We start from the raw sequence: 20,187 nt of genomic DNA, 5'->3' as shown, positions 1-20,187 counted from the left end.
AGAAGCCGACTCACCCAACAATGCGCGGGCAGCCCTCAGGCCGAGCCCAGCGCCAAGCGACCTGACGCAGGCATCTCGCGCGCGCGGCCGGTTTCCACCCGGTTGCGGCCTGCGCGCTTGGCGTCATAGCAGGCCATGTCGGCGGCGTACAGCACGGCGGCCACATCGGGCATGGAGGCATCCAACGCCACCAGCCCGATGCTCATGCTCAAAGTAAAACTGCTGCCCTGGTAGGACGGCACCCAGGCCTGTACCGCCTGTCGCAGTTGCTCGGCCACAGCCTGACCCCGCGCCAGGGCGCAACCCGGTAGCACCACGGCAAACTGGTCGCCGCCCACGCGTGCGGCCCAGCCTATCTGGCGCACTTGCGACTCCAACAGCCGCGCCACATGGCGCAGCGCATCGTCGCCCGCATCGTGCCCAGCCAGGTCGTTCAACAGCGTGAAATGGTCCAGGTCCATGAACAGCACGACGCCCTCCGCCAGTACACCCGACTGTGCGGTTGCACCATCGCTTCGCACACGGGTGCCGCGCTCCGCCAGCAAGGCGCCCAGGCGCTGGTCAAAGGCGGTGCGGTTGTAGAGCTGGGTCAGGGCATCGTGCGATGCCTCCCAGGTCTGCTGCTGCTGCGCTTGGCGCGCTGCGGTGATGTCTTCCAGAATCCACACCGTGCCACCATCCATCGGATCGGCCCGCACACCACGGCCCTGCACCCGGGCCCACACCGGGCTGCCGTCCTTGCGCATAAAGCACACATCGCCATCAAACGCGCCGTGCACTGCAAACTCGGCCTGCACCCGGGCGCCGGTGCGCTCATAGTCTTCGGCCGATGCGTAAATGGTGCGCGCAGGCTTGCCCTGCAGCTCTTTGGGGGTGTAGCCCAGCATCAGGCAGGCCTGGCGCCCCACCACCTCCAGCATGCCGTGGCGGGTGATGACGATGCCCACCGATGCGTGGTCCAAAATCGCCTGGAACTGGCCACCCAGCGTGGTTTGCAACGCTGCATGGTGGCTGCCCTGGCGGGCCAAGCGCTCCAGCACCTGCACCACATCGCCCACCTCGCCACCCGCCTGGGGCCACAGCCTCGGCGCCTTGGTGTCGTGGCGCAGCAGCTGCTGGGCAGCCATCTGCAGGTGGGCCAGTGGCTGGGCCATCCAGCCCAAAAGGGCCAGCAGGGCCAGCACACCTGCACCGATAGCGACCGCCAGCACCCACCACGCATCGCGCTGGGCACCAGCCAGGGGCGCGAGCAGCGCCTGCGAGTAGCTCACCCGAGCCACCATCCACTGCGGCAGCGGCATGCCCGCCATGCTCACGATGTGCTCTGGCAACACCTGCGAGTCCCCACGGCCCACCAGCGGCTGCGCCTGTTGCAGCCACCGGGCATAGACATCTGACAGGCCCGCTTCGTCGCGCACATTGCCCAGCACCCGGCTGGGGTCGGAATGCGCAAGGATGGTGCCGTCGCGAGAGAAAACCACCAAGCGCGAATGATCGCGCTCGGGCAACGCCATCGAAGGCGGCAGCAGGCCTTGTGACTGCAGCTTGAGCGCCCCCGCCAAAGCCCCCAGCACCGCACCGTCTTCGCGGCGCAGCGGCACGGTGAAGGCGATGCGCGCATCGCCCGTGCCCCCCGCAATCAGCTCCGACACCTGGGGTTTACCATCCGCCAGCGTGCGGCGCAGCACATCGCGCTCGGCAGGCTCCAGCGAGGCTGGTGGCACTGCGTGCCCGCCGCGCAGGTTCAGCCGCAGCTCGCCATCGCTGCCTGCAATCTGCACGGCGTCAAAAAACCCCAGCGCAGGCAGGCTCTGGTACGGCAGGGCTTCAGGGGCATTGGCGGGCTCCAGCATGCGCGGGGCAATGCCTGCAGCCACGGTGCGCAGCACCTTCTGGCTTTGCTCTATCTTGCTGGCCAGCAGTCGGGCGATCACCTCGACCTCGTCGGTCTGCTGCGCCACCACCCGGCGCACGGCCTCTTGGCTGGACACCTGCGACACATGCCATGCAGCGCCTACTCCGGCCAACAGCACGGCACACGCCGCCACCGTCATCATCCGCAGCACCATCGGTCCGGGCAGATGCCAGCTGGGCGCTTCGGACGGCTGCACAGCAGACGGCGGCGCGGTCATGGCGCACCCAAGCAGTGGCGCAATCCCGCCCCGGGGGCTACAGCGGCGTGGGCAGTGGAGATTGCAGGCATGGGGGCTGGATGAACCGTGGTGGGTTCCAGCAAATATACGCAGCCCCCCAGCCCCCTGGGTTGGGTGGAACCCTCATCAAATCACACGGAGAAACCCTAAGAACCTGTTCTAAGCCCCATCGACGATCTCGCCACATCGCCCTCACACGCCGCCCCCAACAAAAACGCCGCCCGTGCAACCCACTGCACGAACGGCGCTCAACCCTTGCGGGTGATTCGTCGAAAGAAAGGACTACTAACCGCAGAGGATCAGCTGCCCGCCATGGTCTGCAAGGCCAGCGGCTGCGGCAGGTTCAGCACATTGCCGGTGCCGTGGATGAGCCCCATCTCACGCAGATGGCGCAGCACGCGCGAGAAGGTCTCGGGGGCGATGCCCAGTTGCGCCGCAATCAGGCGCTTGCGCTGGTGCAGCGTGACGCGCATAGTGCCCGAAGGGTCTTGCTGCGCGTGGTTGAGCAGCCACTGCGCGCAGCGTGTTTCAGCATCGTGCGCCAAGCGGCTCACAGCCAGCTCAGACTGCTGGCGGTAGCCCATGGCCATGTCCAGCAGCAGGCCGCGCGCGCCCTCGGGCATGGCGGCCAGGCTGCTGCGAAAGTCGGCAATCGGGACGCGGCGCACCTGCACGCGGGTCTCGGCCACCATGTCCACCGGCAGCGGCAGGCCCAGCAAGGCCGATGCGGCGTCCAGCCAGAAGGGGCCCTCTACCGCACCCAACTGGTGCCGCAGGTAGCCTTCTTCGTAAAAGCCCCGCAGCACCCTGCCGCTCTCCAGGTGCAATACCGAGGTCAACACCTCGTGGCGCCTGCGCAGCACTTCGCCGGCGGCAAATACTTCCGTCTGGACGGGCAAGGAAAATAAGTTGGATGGCAGCATGCGATTGAATGTGCCGCCCCCACGCGCTTCAGGCTTTGAGCAAGATCAAAAGCCGCGCTGAACCTACCCCGATTAGCTCAAAGCCCGCAGCCATGCCCCTTTGGCAGCCGTCAGCCTGTGGCCAATCCGGCGCATTCAGCGCCCTGCATCCACGCGCATCGCAAGCGCTTGCGGCCAAAAGTGACAACATGCAACGGCCGGGGCATAAAACTTGCTCAGCCTTCTGGCATGCAGGCGAAGTGCACCACTTGGCGGCAATCGGCAGCGCCACAGCCGCCGATTGCGCAGCGGCGCAACTTGAGCGGCATTCTTTGTTTTTGCCTTGTTTACAACCCTTCCAACCCCAGGAGAATCCATGAAAAAAAACCTGTTGGCACTGTCCCTTTCGGTGGGCGGCGTGCTGCTGTGCGCTGGCGGCGCCCATGCGCAAAGCTCGGTCGAAGTGTCTGGTCTGGCCGATGCGTTTGCCGGCTCCATCAAAAACTCTGGCGACGCAGGCCGCAAGTCGGTGGTCGATAGTGGTGGCATGACCACCTCGTGGTTTGGTTTCAAGGGCACAGAAGACCTGGGCGGTGGGCTCAAGGCCAACTTCCAACTGACCTCTTTCATCAAGGTGGACGCCGGCAGCCAAGGCCGCTTCACCAACGACACTTTCTTCTCGCGCGATGCCAACGTCAGCCTGTCGGGCGGCTTTGGCTCGGTGATGCTGGGCCGCTGGATGGCCCCCAACTTCCTGCCCTCTGTGGTGGGCAACCCGCTGGGCGACTCGTTCACCTTCTCGCCCCTGATCCTGCACATGAACGTGCCTCTGTTCAACGGCACGGGCTGGGGCTCCACCACCCCGTCTGACACGGGCTGGAGCAACCAGCTGGTGTACAGCACGCCCGACATCGGCGGCTTCAAGGCCAACTTGCAGTACCAGTTTGGCGAGCAGGCTGGCAACAACGGCAAGAAGAACGTGGGCGCCAATTTCTTCTACTTTGGCGGCCCGCTGACACTGACCGGCTTCTATGAGCGCGACCAGATCAGCAACCCCGGCGCAGGCACGTACCTGGGCACCACCAAGAAGGACTGGATGCTGCTGGGCGCCTACGACTTCGGCGTGGTGAAGCCCTTTGTGAGCTATGGCCAGGCCAAGGCCGACAACAGCCCGAACAAGGCCAAGACCGTGCAACTGGGCGCCTCGGTGCCCGTGGGCCCTTCAGGCAAGGTGCTGGTTGAATGGGTGAAGACCGACCTGTCGCAAACCAAGGTGGACCGCAAGACCTACACCGTGGGCTACGACCACTTCCTGTCCAAGCGCACCGACGTGTACGCCATGTTCATGGGCGACAAGATCACCAACCAAACCTCTGGCACCAGCTTTGGCGTGGGCATTCGCCACCGCTTCTAAAACGGCTTGAGATGGGCGGGTCGCTTCGCAGCGTTCGAGGCGGCTGCTTGCCCGGCCCTGCCTATCAAGGTTTACCAAGGGGCCTGTTTCAGGCCCCTTTTTCTTTGGCGGCTTGGCTCCGGGGCGTGCCTTGGCAACTGTGCGCAGAGACTGCCCTTCGGAAATAGAAGGGGAATTGGCATCCAGAGCTCTAATCACAAGCGCAAGAAGCTATCAATTAAATAGCAAATCAAGGACTGCAACGCGCCTTTGCAGCGCCCCCCCGTGGACGGACCTGGACGCATCCGCTGCAGCAGCGGGCGTATGAGCGCAGAGGGGCTGCTGCCACCCCTCATGTTTTCTCCATTTGTAACCACATTGTCACAAGTCGCCGCTATCGTCAGCCCCTGCTCAGGGATTCAACACAAGCGATGCAAAACATTCAGTGCAGCCGACGGGAGGCGATGGTGGCGCAACTGTCGCCCGCTGCACGCTATGGCACGGGCGCACTCGCCAGCTTGATGCGCGAGGGGGCGCTGCACTGCGTCTTTCAGCCCCTGGCAGACCTGCGCGAGGGCAGCATCTACGCGCACGAGGCGCTGATCCGTGGCCCGCAAGGCACCGCCCTGCACACGCCCGATGCGCTGCTGGCACAAGCCGACAGCGAGGGCATTCTCCAAGACTTTGAGCTGTTTTGCGCCTTCACGGCCCTGGCGCAGTGGAGCAAGCAGGCCGCGCCTGGGCGCCTGTTTGTGAACATCAGCGCAGACGCCCTGGTGCACGGCGTGGGCCTGATCGGAGCCCAGCGGCTGGGCGAGGCCGTGCGCAGCCTGGGCCTGAGCGCCCGCATGCTGGTGCTGGAGATCACCGAGCACGAGCGGGTGACCGACATGCCCCTGCTGCGCCAAGCGATCGATGCCGTGCACGCCTGTGGCGCCCGCATGGCGCTGGATGACTTTGGCGATGGCCGCTCCAGCCTGCGGCTGTGGTCCGAGGTCAAGCCCGACTTCGTGAAGATCGACAAGTACTTCATCCGCGAGATCAGCGATCGGCCCGACAACCTGCAGATGCTGCAGGCCATCAAAGGCATTGCCGATGTGTTTGGCACCACGCTGATTGCCGAAGGCATTGAAACCCGCGACGACCTGCGCGCCCTGCGCGACCTGGACATTCCGTACGGCCAAGGCTGGCTGCTGGGCCGCCCGGCCATGGACCCACGCGACGCAGTAGAAGGCCCCGCGCTGGAAGTGATGCAGGACCGCCGTGTGGCTGTTTTGCCGCACCTGGGGCAGACCGCGCGCCCCGGCATCTTGCGCAGCCTGTTGGTGGTGCAGGCACCCACCGTGGCACCCGCCACCAGCAACGACGCGGTGGCCGCCATGTTCCACGAACGCACCGACCTGCACGCGCTGGCTGTGGTGGACGGCACCCGGCCCGTGGCGCTCATCAACCGCCAGCAGTTCATGAACCACTACGCCACGCTGTACTTTCGCGAGGTGCACGGCCGCAAGTCGTGCCTGGCGTTTGCCAACCACGCCCCGCGTGTGGTGGAGCTCGATTGCGACGTAGACCAGCTGGTGGGCATCCTCACATCGCAAGACCAGCGCTACCTGAGCGATGGCTACATCGTGACCGACAACGGCCGCTACCTGGGCCTGGGCACTGGCGACCAGCTGGTGCGTGCCGTGACGGAGACCCGCATCGAGGCCGCTCGCCACGCCAACCCGCTGACGTTTTTGCCCGGCAACATCCCCATCAGCATGCACATGCAGCGCCTGCTGGAGAGCGGTACCGATTTTGTGGCCTGCTATGCAGACCTCAACAACTTCAAGCCCTTCAACGACCACTACGGCTACTGGCGTGGCGACCAGATGATCCGCCTCGTCGCCCGACTGGCCACCGCGCACTGCGACGCGCGGCGCGACTTTGTGGGCCATGTGGGCGGGGACGATTTCATGCTGATCTTTCAGAGCAGCAACTGGCTGCAGCGCTGCAAGAACATCGTGGACGAGTTCGCGCGCGAAGCCATCACGCTGTTTGACGAGCCCGCGCGGCAGGCGGGCGGCATCCAGGCCGAAGACCGGCATGGCGTGCAGCGATTTTTTCCGTGTACCACGCTGGCCATTGGCGCGGTGCGCATCACCCCTGGGCGCTTTCGGCATGCCGAAGAAGTGGCCAACCTGGCGGCCGTGGCCAAACACGAGGCCAAGCAGGCAGCCACCGGCGTGGTGCTGCATGGAGGTTTTACAGAATCCGCCCTGGGCGCGCTGGCCGCCACGCGGGCGTTGCAGGATGTGCTGGCGGCGTAGGGATTTGGGAGGCAGTACGGTTGTTGGGCGTGTTGAGCGACTACACCGCAATGAGTGGACGCACGGCGCAGAGGCCGTGCCCGCCGCGTAGCCCAGTCGGCCATGGAGGTTGGAAGACCCACGAGGCAGGCCACCCTGCGTCGAGTCCAAGATCGCCTGTGAGCGCCGCAGACCAATCCCATCATTGGTTCTGTTCGCAACCCAAATCTAAGTCTCAGTCCCCCTGCCTTGAGACTTCGCAGGCTATAGTCCGCTCGACGGAGCCCTGCCGGTTTCGCAGAATTTTGATACCTGGGCGTTTTCACAGCGCATTGCCCAAAATCCCAGGCTGCAGGTCACATCCAGGCGAAATCGGTGTCCCAAATCTCCCGCACAGTCCAGCGCATTTCGCCACGTTAGCGGGATACATCCCGTGAGGCTTCGTAAACAACCATGGGCTACCTATGAAGCACAGCGAACGACATAGAACGCACCGAACAGGCTGGCTACGCGCGGGAGTTCTCGGCGCCAATGATGGGATTGTGTCTACTGCAAGCCTTGTCTTGGGCATCGCGGCGACAGGTGCCAGCACTAGGACGATTCTCGTTACAGGCGTTGCAAGTCTCGTCGCTGGGGCCATGTCCATGGCTGCAGGCGAGTACGTTTCTGTCAGCTCACAAGCCGACACCGAAAGCGCAGATCTGACTCGCGAAAAAGCTGAACTGGTGGAGAACCCCACTCAGGAGCATGCAGAGCTAGTGGCTATCTACGTCAAGCGCGGACTTGACGAAACATTGGCATCGAGCGTCGCAACAAAATTGATGGCACATGATGCGCTGGCCGCGCATGCGCGAGACGAGCTAGGCATATCGGATACCTTGGCCGCCAAACCCGTTCAGGCCGCGCTGGCATCCGCTGGCACGTTTGCCGCAGGCGCATTTCTACCCCTGCTAATGGTGCTCGTGCTACCGGCCTCTTCACTCATGTTGGGTCTTGCGGCTAGCTCACTCTTCTTCCTTGCAATCCTCGGGCTGATTGCAGCGCGCGCCGGGGGGTCTCCATTGCTCGTGTCTGCCACCCGTGTGACATTCTGGGGAGCATTGGCCATGGGACTTACCGCCGGAGTTGGAGCCCTCTTTGGTGTGGCAGCTTGACGCGTGCATCAACAGCTCGCTTAGCGTCAAAACCAAACCGCTTCCAAATGGGCATCTCAACGGCCATTGCATCGGTCACCAGCCAAACTGCCCGTTCAACGCGGACAAAAATTCTCTGCATTTTTGCCGATTGACCTCGGCGTTAAACATCAGCCTCCGCTGACGCCACCGCAGCTCCTGGCCTCATCCTGCCGCCGTGCTCCGCAAACCTCAAGGCCCCGTATTCGCCCCCGCCTCAAACCAGCGGCCAATCAGCGCACGCTCGGCGTCGGTGATCTGGGTGGCGTTGTTCATGGGCATGAGCTTTTGCACCACCGCCTGCTGGTAAATGGCCTGGGCGTTTTGCTTGACCAAGGCGGGCGAGTCGAGCCGCAGGTTCTTCATCTGCACCTGCGCGCCGTGGCACAGGTAGCAGCGCTGCTCCAGCACGGTTTGCACCGCTGCAAAATCAGCCTTGGCATCATTTTGGCCTGCAGCGCTTGCTGCACCTGCGCTAGCAGCTCCTGAAACAGGAGCAGAAACAGGCACCGACGCTACCGGCACCGGGCGCATCCACACGATGGCCCCCAAGATGACGGTCACCCCCACCAGCGCATACGGCAGCGGGTTGCCATTGCGGCCCAGCTTGTAGCCGTGGCGCATCACGAAGAACTGGCGAATGGCCGCGCCCGCAAACATCATCACGATGAGCACCAGCCAGTTTTGCGGGTAGTTCCAGGTAAAGCTGTAGTGGTTGCTGAGCATGGCAAACAGCACCGGCAGCGTGAAATAGGTGTTGTGCACGCTGCGCTGCTTGCCGCGCTTGCCGTGAATGGGGTCCACCGGCTGCCCGGCCTTGATCTGGCCGATGACGGTGCGCTGGCCGGGGATGATCCAGAAGAACACGTTGGCGCTCATGGCGGTGGCGATCATGGCGCCCACCAGCAAAAAGGCCGCGCGGCCTGCAAACCAGTGGCAGGCCAGCCAGGCGGCAAGGCACACCAGCCCAAACACCAGCGCGCCCACGATGGCGTCGCCGTTCTTCTTCTGACCAAAGATGCGGCAAATCGCGTCGTACAGCAGCCAGAACACCACGAAGAACGCCAGCGCCACCGCAATGGCCGTGGCGGGTGCCCAGTCCATGCGGGACTTGTCGATGAGGTAGGTGCTGGCGCTGTAGAGGTAAGACACCGTGAAAAGCGCAAAGCCGCTGAGCCAAGTGCTGTAGCTTTCCCAAAAGAACCAGTGCAGGTGCTTGGGCAGTTGCGGGGGCGACACCGCAAACTTGACCGGGTGGTAGAAGCCGCCGCCGTGCACGGCCCACAGCTCGCCGCTGACGCCCTGCTTTTTCAGGTCTTCGTCCTCGGGCGGCGTGAGGCTGCTGTCCAAAAAGACGAAGTAGAACGACGAGCCAATCCAAGCGATGGCGGTAATGACATGGACCCAGCGCAAAAGCAGGTTGGCCCAGTCGAGAACGTAGCTTTCCATATCTCAACCTTGGCAGCGCGGGGCGCTGCAAACCTGCTCACCACTGCGGGCGCTCTGAGCAGAACACACAGGTCGCGCACCTTGGCTGGCAAGCCTTTTGCATGCTTGTGCACGCAAAAACCGCCGGGCCGGGGCACCGCTGCGACCGCAACTCACCTACCGAAAACACCCCAAAGTGTATGCACGAATTGTTCCAGATTCAGCCTCGTCAAATCAGCCGCGTGGCCAGCTACAGCGTCAGGGTCTGCAGCAATTGCGCGGCCACGGCCACGGCAATCACCTCGGGCTGCTTGCCGTGAATGCCGGGCACGCCTATCGGGCTGGTCACCTGCGCCAGCTCGGCCGGGGCAAAGCCACGCTCGGCCAGACGGTGCGAGAAGGTGGCCCACTTGGTCTTGCTGCCAATCAGGCCAATGAAGGGCAAGTCGCCCTGCTGCCGCTGGCGGCGCAGGCAGGCAGCCACCACGTCCAGGTCTTCGGCGTGGCTGAAGCTCATGATGAGCACGCGCGAGCCCGCCGGCAGCGTGGGCACGGCCATGTGCACGGGCTCGGAATGTTCGCAGGCCACGCCCTCGGGCGGCATGGGCGGGAAGATGCCGTCGCGGCTGTCGATCCACGTCAGGGCAAAAGGCAGCGGCGCCAGCACCCGCGCCAGAGCGTGGCCCACGTGCCCGCCACCAAACAGGGCCACCGGCGTGCGCGGGCCCTGCAGCCGGGCGCTCAGGCTGTCGGCATCGGCCGGGCCCAGCGCCTCAAACTGCAGGTGCACCACCCCGCCACAGCACTGGCCCAGGGCCGGGCCCAGGGCGTAGCGCAACTGCGGCTCGCCGGGCTCGCCGGCCAGGCGGCGGCGCGCATCGGCCATGGCCTGGTGCTCCAGATGGCCGCCGCCAATGGTGCCAATCACGCGGTCGGCCAGCACGGCCATCCAGGCCCCGGGTTCCCTTGGGGCCGAGCCTTCGGTAGACTCCACCCTCACCAGCCACGCGGAAGCGCCACCCCGCAGCGCTTCCGCCAGCAAACGTACATCCGTCACATCGGCCCTTTCACCTTTCAAAGGCTGCACACGGCAGTGCCGCATGCAGCCAACGTGTTTCGAGTTTTCTGACTCCACACCCAGCATGCCATCCATTCCCCCCCAACGCGCCCCACGTGCTCATGCGGCCCGCCCCAGCTGGCTGCGCTGGCTGCTGGCCAGCGCCATGGCCGCCCTCGCAGCCTGCAAGTCCCCGCCGCCCGAGGCGCCCGCCGTGCAAGACAGCAAGATGCCCAGCCGCGACTCTGCGGCAGCGCCCCTCACAGCCACGGTGGCAGCCCCCAAAGCGTCTGCCGCCATCTCCGCGCGCGACTACCGCAAGGATGCCGCTGCGCACCTCTACAGCCAAAACCAGCAGCGCATCTACCAAGGCAAGCTGCCCGCCATGCTGTACGCGATTGGTGTGCTGGAGGTAGACATTGACCGCCAGGGCCGCGTGGCCCGCCTGCACTGGGCCCGCGCCCCCCGCCACGCCCCCGAGGTGGTAGCAGAGATTGAGCGCACCGTGCGCGCCGCCGCCCCCTACCCCACGCCCAGCCGCATGGGCAAGGTGACCTACATCGACACCTGGCTGTGGGACAAGAGCGGCAATTTCCAGCTCGACACCCTCACCGAAGGCCAACACTGAGCACCTGGCTGAACGTGTGGGTTGCCATGAAAGCGGGCACTGCTGGCGCTTTCATGGATTGATTGATGGCAAAAACCCCTCTGAGGCGCATTCAGTAAGCGCAAGCAGCTATCAATTAAGTAGCAAAAGACCCACAAACCTCCCAAGCCTCAAGACCCCCGATAGGTCGAATAGCTCCAGGGGCTGACGAGCAGGGGCACGTGGTAGTGCTGGTCGGCATGGGCAATGCCAAAGTCCAGGCTCACCTGGTTCAGAAAATTCGGCTCGGGCAACGCAACGCCCCGGGCCTGGAAGTACCCCGCCACATCAAACGTCAACCGGTAAGTGCCCGTGCGCAGGCTGGCGTTGTCAAACAAGGGCGCGTCGGTGCGCCCGTCGTGGTTGAGCACCAGCGCCTTGATCAGCGTGGCCTGCTCGCCCTGGGTGGCATACAGGCGCACCCCCATACCCGCAGCGGGGCAGCCGTGCATGGTGTCTAAAACGTGGGTACTCAGGCCCATGGTGTGTCTCCGGCAAATTCAAACAAAGAAACCGCAGCGGGCCGGGGCTGCAGAGCCCCTGACAAGCGGTGGGCGGCCAAGCGACGGACCGCTGGGTCGGCGCCACAGCCCCTGCGCGCGCATTGGTGTACGCCCAAAGTGTATGCAGTTTGTGTTCATCAAAAACACGCGCCGCACGAAATTGCCCCGCCCGCTGCGTTCAACGTTCAGCAGGTTTCATGCCCACCCCGACGGGCTGCGGCCCAGCCTGCAGCGCCTGCAATGCGAGGGCCGACAGGCGCTGCACCAGCGCCGGGTACTGCGATTCGGACGTGTTGCCGTAGCCCAGTACCAGCCCATTGCAGCCCGGCCGGGGCAGCAGCGCAAAGCGTGACAGCGGCGCGGGCGCCATGTCGTAGGCGCAGGCAGCCTCGGCCAGGGCCGTGTCGGGGCAATCGGGTGGCAACTGCACCGTCAGGTGCATGCCACTGTCGCCACCCAGCACCTGGTGCGGCACGGCCAGGTGCTGGGCCAGGGCCTGGCGCAGGGCCTGCTGGCGGCGGCGGTACAGGCGGCGCATGCGCCCCAGGTGGCGAGTGAACTGGCCCGTGTCGATGAAATCGGCCAGCGCCAGTTGCTCAAAGCGGTGGCCACCGCGCAGGGTTTCGTGCAGCAGCGTGTGGGCCTGTGCCGCCAGCGTAGCGGGCAACACCACAAACCCCAGCCGCAGCGCGGGGAACAGCGTCTTGCTGAACGTACCCACGTACAGCACGGGCGCACCGGGCTGCAGGCCCTGCATGGCTCCAATCAGCTCGCCCGCGTGGCGAAACTCGCTGTCGTAGTCGTCCTCAATCAACCACGCGCCATGGCGCTGCGCTTGCTGGATCAGCGCCAGGCGCCGCGCCGCCGACAGCACGGCCCCAGTGGGGTATTGGTGCGAAGGCGATGTGTACACCAGCCGGGGTGGCTGCGCGGCCCAGGCGCCCTCGGGTACGGCCAGCCCTGCGCCATCCACGGGCATGGGCACCAGTTTCATGTCGCCGCAGGCAAAGGCGGTTTGGGCGCCCCTGTAGCCGGGGTCTTCCAGCCAGGCGGTGTCGCCAGGGTTGGCCACCAGCCGCACGCACAGGGCCAGGGCCTCTTGCGCGCCTTCGGTGATGACCACTTGCTCGGGCGTGCACAGCACGCCACGCGCCACCGCCAAATGGTGTGACAAGGCCTGGCGCAAGGCAGGCTCGCCCGCCGGGTCGCCATAGCCCAGGGCGCTGACCCCGCCGCGCTGGTAGGCCCGGTCTACCGATCGCTTCCAGGCGCTCATGGGAAACCGCGCCAAGGCTGGCACGCCGGGGCGAAACGCCTGCGCCCCACCCGGGGCAGCACCCATGGTCGCAGGGGTCATCGTGGCGGCCGGCCCAGGGCGCACCCGGGCCACCCGTTCGGCCATCTGCCCAGCATGCCCTGCATGCCCGAGGGCCTGCCCGGCATCACCGGCGGCCAGCCCCACACGGGTGGCCCTCCTGAGCGGCTCTGCCAACGCTGGCGCATTACCCCGCCCCAGCGCAGCCACCCGCGTGCCCTGGCGGCTCGGCTCGATGTAGCCCTCAGCCCCCAGTTGCTCGTACACAGCCGTCACGCTGTTGCGCGACACCGCCAAATCCACCGCCAGCGCACGCGAGCCCGGCAGGCGGCACCCCGCAGGCAGGCGCCCCGCCCAAATAGCCGAACGCAGCCGCTGCAGCAGCTGGCGCTGCAGCGGCTCGGCGCCCGGCCCGCGCAGCAGGGGGGTTTGCAGCAGCACATCGGCCACGGGCGAAAAATGGTGCTCTGTCATTGCTATGGAGACCGGGTAGGGAACAAACATGGCGCCATCGTGGCACCATCAAATGGTTCTTTGATGGCTCTTTTTGAAGAGCCACTGGCATTCTAGAGTTGCACTCCTGCGCACCACCTTGCGTGCATCGTTTGGCCCCCCTAACTCACTTGCTCTCAGCCACCATGACCCAACGCACCAACGAATACGGCCAACCCATCGGCGAGCCCCTGCCCCACTGGAGCCCCCGGCCCGCCCCCACCGGCGTCACCCTCGCCGGTCGGTTTTGCCAGCTGGAGCCACTGAACGCGGCCCGCCACGCCGCAGACCTGTTTGCCGCCTACCAAACCGCACCCGACGGCCGCAACTGGACCTATCTGCCCATCGGCCCCTTTTCCAGCGAAGAGGACTACCGCCGACACGCCGAAGCGGCCGCGCAAAGCACCGACCCGCGCCACTTTGCGGTGACCGACACCGCCACCGGCAAGCCTGCGGGCACCCTGTCGCTCATGCGCATCGACCCCACCCATGGCTGCATTGAGGTGGGCCATGTCACCTTCTCGCCGCTGCTGCAACACACCCCCGCCTCCACCGAAGCGCAGTTTTTGCTCATGGCCTACGCCTTCGACACCTTGGGCTACCGCCGCTACGAGTGGAAGTGCGACAGCCTCAACGAGCCCTCGCGCCGCGCCGCGCTGCGGCTGGGCTTTCAGTTGGAAGGCATCTTTCGTCAAGCCCTGGTCTACAAAGGCCGCACCCGCGACACCGCCTGGTACTCCATCACCGATGCCGAATGGCCCACCGTGCGCGCCGCGCTGCACACCTGGCTGAGCGAGGACAACCTGGACGCGCAGGGCCAGCAGCGCCAGTCGCTCGCCGCCATCCGCGCGGCGCTGCCCGGCGCAGATTGAGGCCGAGGCAGAAGCAGGGTTCAATGCTGAAGTTGAGAGTGGACTTCTTTGAACTTGAAATAACCGTTCGGGCTGAGCCCGTCGAAGCCTCGCACAACGCTTCGACAAACTCAGCGTGACCGGCCCCAGTGGGCCCCTGCCGCATACGTTACCGCCCTACACTGGCACACCCTACCCCCAGCAACCAGGAGATGACTGAATGAACATCCGGCAAACCCTGCTGTCCGCCAGCCTTGCGCTGGCCTTGGCCAGCCTTGCAGCCTGCGGCTCTACCCCACCGCAAGCCACTGCAGCCCCTGCCACCCCTGTGGCGGCGCCCGCCGTGCAGCAAACAGCTGCCGCTGCAGCCGCCAGCGCCGCCTATGACTTTGACATGGACGTGTTCCACCCCGTGGTGGCCAACAACGGCATGGTGGCCACCGAGCAAGAGCTGGCCTCACGCATCGGGCTCGATATTCTGAAAGCCGGTGGCAACGCCGTAGACGCCGCCGTGGGCATTGGCTTTGCGCTAGCCGTGGCGCTGCCCAATGCGGGCAACATCGGCGGTGGCGGCTTCATGATGGTGCACGACGCCAAGACCGGCAAATCCGTGGCGCTGGACTTCCGCGAGGTGGCGCCCCTCAAGGCCAGCCGCAACATGTACCTGGACGACAAGGGCAACGTCATCAACGGAAAATCGCTCTACACCCACTACGCCGTGGGAGTGCCCGGCACCGTGGCCGGCATGGAGCATGCGCTGAAAAAATGGGGCACCCTGCCGCTCGACAAGGTGATTGCGCCATCGATTGCGCTGGCAGAAAAGGGCTTCCCCGTCAGCGAAACCCTAGCCAAGATCCTGCAGCAAGAAAAGAAGAACATGGGCAAGTGGCCCGCCACCACCGAGATCTTCTGGAAGAACGGCGAGCCCCTCAAGCGCGGCGACCTGCTGGTGCAAAAAGACCTGGGCCAATCCCTGCGCCTGATCGGCCAGCAGGGTGCCAAGGCCTTCTACGAAGGCGCCATCGCCCAGAAGATTGCCGCAGAAACCGCGCCGCACGCTGGCGCTGTGACGCTGCAAGACCTGCGCGAATACAAGGTGGCCGAACGCGAGCCCGTGCGCGGCACCTACCGTGGCTACGAAGTGGTGACTATGCCCCCGCCCTCTTCCGGCGGCACGCACCTGGTGCAAATCCTGAACATGCTGGAGCAGTGGCCCCTGGCCCTGTGGGGCCAGAACAGCGCCCAGACGCTGCACTACATGGCCGAGAGCAGCAAGCTGGCCTATGCTGACCGGTCCGAATACCTGGGCGACCCCGACTTCGTGAAGATTCCCTTGAAGGGCCTGACCTCCAAGCGCTACGCAGAATCACTGGCCAAGACCATCGATGGCAACCGTGCCCGCCCCGCCAAGGAGATCAAGCCCGGCCAGCCCCAGCCGTATGAAAGCGACCAGACCACCCACTACTCGGTGGTGGACAAGGCGGGCAACGCCGTGGCCGTGACCTACACGCTGAACACCAACTTTGGCAGCGGCATCGTCGCCAAGGGCACGGGCATCTTGCTGAACAACGAGATGGACGACTTCTCGGCCAAGCCCGGCGTGGCCAACGCCTACGGCCTGGTCGGCGGCGACGCCAACGCCGTGGCCGCCAAGAAGCGCCCCTTGTCTTCCATGACACCCACCCTGGTGCTCAAAGACGGCAAGCCCACGCTGGTGACCGGCAGCCCTGGCGGCGCCCGCATCATCACCACCGTGCTGCAAACCGTGGTGAACACCATCGACTTTGCCAACAACCCCGCCGAAGCCGCCGCCGCGCCGCGCATCCACCACCAGTGGACGCCCGACGAGCTGCGCGTGGAAAAGGGCCTCTCGCCCGACACGCTGGCCCTGCTCAAGCAACGCGGCCACAACATCGCGGTGAAGCCATCGATGGGCCGCACGCAGACCATCCAGATCCGCAATGGGCTGCTGTATGGGTACTCTGATCCGCGCAATCCGGATGGGCAGACGTTGGGGTATTGAGGGCTGATGACGGCGCGCCTGCTGCGAGGTGGGTGCGCTGGGATATGCAAAAAGGGCCGCACGATGTGCGGCCCTTTTTTCTGAGGATGACCCGTCCTATTTGGAGTGGACGGTTTCGGGGTCGTTTTGCAGTTGGCACTCCTTGGCAGGAAGCAATCACCAAATTTTGGCAATCTGAACCTCCCTTGTCAGAGCGCCCTCCGCAACGGCTATGCGCTCTGCGGTTTAACGGGAATCCAGCCTTGGAAACCCTGAATGATGCCCCAGAGCTTTTGCGGAATCTTGAGGCCGTCGACCTTTGCGGGATCAATCGCAGCCTCCAACTCCTGGCCCTGCTGCACTCGGTGGACCCAATCAGGGTTGATGATCAATCCTCGGCCGACCGCGACCATGGAAAGACCGGTGTCCAGGGCCTGGACGGCTTGGTCTGGCGTCTGGACACTGCCTGCAGCCAACACGGGAACACGCCCGGCTACCTGTTCAACGATGCGGGCAATGATGGTGTTTCCGGTCGAGTCACCCATCGGCTGATCAGACAAGAGATTTGCCAATGAGATGTGGATGTAATCGACACCCAGTTGCAGCAACTGCTCAATAAAAACCAGCGTCTGGTCAATACGATAGCCTTCTTCACCCGGCTCTTCCGGCGAGAGGCGCACGCCTATCGCAAAGGGACGATCGGCATGCTCTGCAATCACACGCTTGACCTCAGCCACGACAGCCAGCGGAAACCGCATGCGGTTTTCCTGCGAGCCACCCCATTTGTCAGTACGCACGTTCGTAGCGGGAGACAGAAAGTTCTGCAACAGGAAACCATGGGCCCCGTGCACTTCGATCCCATCGAAGCCGGCTTCGATGCCACGTCGCGCTGCCTCACCAAACGCTTTGACCATCTGATCGACTTCGTCACCCGTTAAAGCTCTTGGCGTCAACGGTGCCACGAAGGGCGTAGCCTTCGTCAGCACGGCACTCGCGCTCACTACATCGGCACCAGGAATAAGCTGCGGCAGGGCCTTGTTGCCAGCGTGGAACAGTTGCAGAAATGCAGATGCACCACCACTCTTCGCCGCATCGGCAAGCCGCCTGAGGCTCGGGATGAAGCTGTCATCCGCGGCAGAAAACTCATGCGTAAAGCCTATGCCGTTTTCTGTCACCTGAGCACAACCGGTGACAACCAGGCCGACACCCTTTACGCGGAGCCTGTAGTAGGCCTCTTCCTCGCCTGAAATCTGTAAATCGTCGGTGCCTGACCAGGTGGTCATCGGCGACATCACCACGCGATTGCGCAAAGTAATTCCGTCAACAAGAGGGAGAGGGCGAAACAAGGGACTGGTATCCGGGCGAGTCATCAAAATGCGCTCCATGAAAAGTGAAAGCATCATGGTATACGTCGTAAACCTAGAGTCAATTAGGCACTTAAAATCGCGTTGGTATCTTTGAAGAAACCTTCCGACTTTGGCCAAGACGTCCTTGATGACCCAGTTACCCGGTACTCGAAACAAGCCATGACACAACCCAAACTGAACATACAACCCGAATGCTTTTCGTCAGACTGCCCGAGTCGGGCGCTGTTTGATCAGGTGTCGGACAAATGGTCCATGATGGTGCTGGCGGTTCTGGACGATGGTCCGCACCGCTTCAACGCGATTAAACGGCGCTTGGAAGGCGTCACCCAGAAGGCCCTGACCCAATGCCTTCGGCGCCTGGAGCGTAACGGCCTGGTATCTCGGCGCGTCATTCCTAAGCCACTGTCAGTTGAATACGAGATCACTCCGCTGGGCCACACATTGCAACCCCCACTACGACAGCTCCATGCATGGACGCTGGATAAGCTGCCTCTGGTTGAAAAAGCGCGTCAAGCCTTCGACAACCAGAGCCCCGATTGAGACAAGGTCGGCACCGTACTCACCTGTTGCACAACCCCCACCCCTCAGGGTTCTCCAGAGTGCCCGCCCTCCCGCCACCCTACCTACACTGGGCCCAATCCACCACACAAAGGCGCTATGGCACACGTCAGCTGGACTCAACAGCCACCCACCAGCTGGGTGGCACAGGTCGATGGGCAGGCCATCTGCACACTCAAGGGCAAAGACATTGGTGGATGGAATGCCACCTGGGCGGGCGATCGTTTATGGCCGCCGCCAGCGCATTTGCCCAAGGCCACGCCGCAGCCTATGCGGTTTTTCAGCAGCCTGGACGAGGCCAAGGCGGCGGTGGAGCAGGCGCTGAACGCTTGACCGCTTGCACCCTTGGTGCTTTGAGCCTTGGCGCAGGATGAGAGGCATGCCCCAGACGGTCTTCACTCCCTCGCCCCTTGCGGGAGAGGGTTGGGGAGAGGGGTAGAACGGGCGCGCTGCCAACATAAGCCCCCTCTCCCCCGCCCTCTCCCGCGAGGGGAGAGGGAGCCAATCCCTGGCGCCGTAGCCTGTGCACAGGCTGATGGACCAGTTCTCGGCACGCATGCCTTCTGTTCTTCAAGCCTTTCAGGCCTCTAGCGCTTTATTCATAAGCGCGAGCAGCTACAAAATCAGTAGCACCCTGAAGTCATTCACATTGGTGTGCGTGGGCCCGGTCACCACCAGATCGCCTAAAGCGCTGAAGTAGCCATAGGCGTCATTGCGGTCCAGGTGGTCGTCCAGGCGCAGGCCCAGGGCGCGGCCCCGGGCCAGGGTATCGGGGGTGACGATGGCGCCGGCGTTGTCTTCCACGCCGTCGATGCCGTCGGTATCAGCCGCCAGGGCCCACACGCCGCTTTGGCCTTGCAGGGCCTGGGCCAGGCCCATGCAGAACTCACCCGCGCGGCCACCTCGGCCTTTGGCAGCGCCCTCGGGCCGGGGGCGCACCGTGACGGTGGTTTCGCCGCCTGACAGCAGCACGCAGGGGCGCGCAAACGGCGCGCCGCGCTGGGCCACAGCGCGGGCCAGGGCAGCGTGCACCTTGCCCACTTCGCGCGATTCGCCTTCGATTTCGTCAGACAGAATGTGCGCAGCCCAGCCTGCGGCACGGGCGGCGTGGGCAGCGGCTTCCAGCGATTGCTGGGGGGTGGCGATGAGGTGCACCGCATGGCCAGCAAACACGGCGTCGCCAGGCTTGGGGGTTTCGAGCAGACCCGCCTCTAGCGCCGCGCGCACGGCGGGCGGCACGGTGATGCGGTAGCGGGCCAGAATCGCCAGCGCATCGGCGCAGGTGCTGGCATCGGGCACGGTGGGGCCGCTGGCGATGATGGAGGGGTCGTCACCCGGCACATCGCTGATGGTGAGGGTGAACACACGCGCCGGGGCGCAGGCCGCAGCCAGCCGCCCGCCCTTGATGCGCGAGAGGTGCTTGCGCACGCAGTTCATCTCGCCAATGGCGGCGCCGCTGGCCAGCAATTCTTTGTTGATGCGCTGCTTCTCGGCCAGCGTGAGGCCGTCGGCCGGCAGCGTGAGCAGGGCCGAGCCGCCGCCAGAGATAAGGCAGATGACCAAGTCATCGGCCGTGAGGCCCTGGGTGAGCGCCAGCATGCGCTCGGCCGCCTGCAGGCCTGCGGCGTCGGGCACGGGGTGCGCGGCTTCCACCACTTCAATACGCTGCGCCAACCCGGTCGGCCGGGGTGGGATGTGGTCGTAACGGGTGACGACCAGGCCGCTGAGCGGTGCATCCGCAGGCCACAACGCCTCCAGCGCCTGCGCCATGGAGCCCCCGGCCTTGCCTGCGCCCAACACCAGGGTGCGGCCTTTGGGCGGGGCGGGCAGATGTTCTTTGAGGCCCTGCAGGGGCTGGGCGCGCTGCACGGCCACGTCGTACAGATGACGCAAGAAGGTGGCGGGGTGCTGGTGGGGGTCAGGCAAGGTCATGGCTTGGGATTGTGGTGCAGGCTGGGTGATTGATCCGCCACGAACCTGCTTGAACCGTTCACGCTGAGCTTATCGAATCGACGTGTGAAGCTTCGACCAGCGCAGCCCAAACGGGTGTTGGAAACATC

15 protein-coding genes and 1 pseudogene are annotated in these 20,187 nt (G+C 64.6%); 8 read left to right on the top strand and 8 right to left on the bottom strand.

The features are described 5' to 3' along the window. Positions 1-35: 35 nt before the first annotated feature. On the bottom strand, positions 36-2,132 hold the full coding sequence (locus C8C98_RS15475) for a diguanylate cyclase domain-containing protein (RefSeq protein ID WP_121455003.1): 2,097 nt from the start codon (positions 2,130-2,132) through the stop codon (positions 36-38). Between the two features lie 320 nt (positions 2,133-2,452). Beyond that, positions 2,453-3,076, bottom strand: coding sequence for a Crp/Fnr family transcriptional regulator (locus tag C8C98_RS15470; protein ID WP_099654896.1), 624 nt, complete (start codon positions 3,074-3,076; stop codon positions 2,453-2,455). 355 nt (positions 3,077-3,431) lie between these two features. Here C8C98_RS15470 and C8C98_RS15465 point away from each other — a divergent pair, with 355 nt between their 5' ends. The 3 genes from C8C98_RS15465 to C8C98_RS15455 all read left to right on the top strand — a co-directional run bounded on the left by C8C98_RS15465 (position 3,432) and on the right by C8C98_RS15455 (position 7,890). Next, positions 3,432-4,469 (top strand): porin, encoded by a 1,038-nt coding sequence (locus C8C98_RS15465; protein ID WP_121455002.1) that lies wholly within the window; start codon positions 3,432-3,434, stop codon positions 4,467-4,469. 410 nt (positions 4,470-4,879) lie between these two features. After that, positions 4,880-6,757 (top strand): phosphodiesterase, encoded by a 1,878-nt coding sequence (locus C8C98_RS15460; protein WP_233574562.1) that lies wholly within the window; start codon positions 4,880-4,882, stop codon positions 6,755-6,757. 443 nt (positions 6,758-7,200) lie between these two features. Beyond that, a complete protein-coding gene (locus tag C8C98_RS15455) occupies positions 7,201-7,890 on the top strand; it encodes a VIT family protein (RefSeq protein WP_121455000.1) in 690 nt (229 codons plus the stop codon). Positions 7,891-8,100: 210 nt separating this feature from the next. On the opposite strand, the gene C8C98_RS15450 is transcribed toward C8C98_RS15455, so the two are convergent. Together C8C98_RS15450 and xdhC are read right to left on the bottom strand one after the other, a co-directional pair. Then, the gene (locus C8C98_RS15450; protein ID WP_121454999.1) at positions 8,101-9,357 is read right to left on the bottom strand and encodes a urate hydroxylase PuuD; all 1,257 of its coding nucleotides are present in this window, start codon (positions 9,355-9,357) and stop codon (positions 8,101-8,103) included. Between the two features lie 229 nt (positions 9,358-9,586). Continuing rightward, a complete protein-coding gene (gene xdhC / locus C8C98_RS15445) occupies positions 9,587-10,393 on the bottom strand; it encodes a xanthine dehydrogenase accessory protein XdhC (RefSeq protein WP_233574561.1) in 807 nt (268 codons plus the stop codon). An 85-nt stretch (positions 10,394-10,478) separates the two neighbouring features. Here xdhC and C8C98_RS15440 point away from each other — a divergent pair, with 85 nt between their 5' ends. Next, complete coding sequence (locus tag C8C98_RS15440) at positions 10,479-11,021, top strand: hypothetical protein (protein ID WP_370450411.1); 543 nt, start codon at positions 10,479-10,481, stop codon at positions 11,019-11,021. A gap of 149 nt (positions 11,022-11,170) precedes the next feature. Here C8C98_RS15440 and uraH read toward each other — a convergent pair whose 3' ends face one another. Both uraH and C8C98_RS15430 read right to left on the bottom strand, forming a co-directional pair. Beyond that, entirely contained in the window at positions 11,171-11,521 is a 351-nt protein-coding gene (gene uraH, locus C8C98_RS15435) for a hydroxyisourate hydrolase (RefSeq protein ID WP_121454998.1), read from the bottom strand. 199 nt (positions 11,522-11,720) lie between these two features. Further along, the gene (locus C8C98_RS15430) at positions 11,721-13,331 is read right to left on the bottom strand and encodes a PLP-dependent aminotransferase family protein (RefSeq protein ID WP_121454997.1); all 1,611 of its coding nucleotides are present in this window, start codon (positions 13,329-13,331) and stop codon (positions 11,721-11,723) included. A 164-nt stretch (positions 13,332-13,495) separates the two neighbouring features. Between C8C98_RS15430 and C8C98_RS15425 the strand changes: the two are divergent. Next, positions 13,496-14,215 (top strand): annotated as a pseudogene (locus C8C98_RS15425) (GNAT family N-acetyltransferase); the annotation flags it as partial. 205 nt (positions 14,216-14,420) lie between these two features. Beyond that, on the top strand, positions 14,421-16,223 hold the full coding sequence (gene ggt / locus C8C98_RS15420; protein ID WP_121454995.1) for a gamma-glutamyltransferase: 1,803 nt from the start codon (positions 14,421-14,423) through the stop codon (positions 16,221-16,223). A 209-nt stretch (positions 16,224-16,432) separates the two neighbouring features. Here ggt and C8C98_RS15415 read toward each other — a convergent pair whose 3' ends face one another. Next, positions 16,433-17,605 (bottom strand): NADH-dependent flavin oxidoreductase, encoded by a 1,173-nt coding sequence (locus C8C98_RS15415; protein WP_233574560.1) that lies wholly within the window; start codon positions 17,603-17,605, stop codon positions 16,433-16,435. A 123-nt stretch (positions 17,606-17,728) separates the two neighbouring features. On the opposite strand from C8C98_RS15415, the gene C8C98_RS15410 reads away from it, so the two are divergent. Then, positions 17,729-18,109, top strand: a complete 381-nt coding sequence (locus tag C8C98_RS15410) for a helix-turn-helix domain-containing protein (protein ID WP_121454994.1) — start codon at positions 17,729-17,731, stop codon at positions 18,107-18,109. A gap of 117 nt (positions 18,110-18,226) precedes the next feature. Then, positions 18,227-18,460, top strand: coding sequence for a hypothetical protein (locus C8C98_RS15405; protein ID WP_121454993.1), 234 nt, complete (start codon positions 18,227-18,229; stop codon positions 18,458-18,460). Positions 18,461-18,742: 282 nt separating this feature from the next. On the opposite strand, the gene C8C98_RS15400 is transcribed toward C8C98_RS15405, so the two are convergent. Next, positions 18,743-20,059 carry a glycerate kinase gene (locus C8C98_RS15400; protein WP_121454992.1) on the bottom strand — a complete coding sequence of 439 codons (1,317 nt, stop codon included), beginning with the start codon at positions 20,057-20,059 and terminating at the stop codon, positions 18,743-18,745. Positions 20,060-20,187: the final 128 nt, after the last annotated feature.

Origin of the sequence: Acidovorax sp. 106 (assembly GCF_003663825.1) — a bacterium.
In the GTDB taxonomy this organism is placed as follows: domain Bacteria; phylum Pseudomonadota; class Gammaproteobacteria; order Burkholderiales; family Burkholderiaceae_C; genus Acidovorax.
The sequence above is the reverse complement of the archived record's forward strand: the minus strand, read 5'-3'. Positions and strand labels throughout refer to the sequence as shown.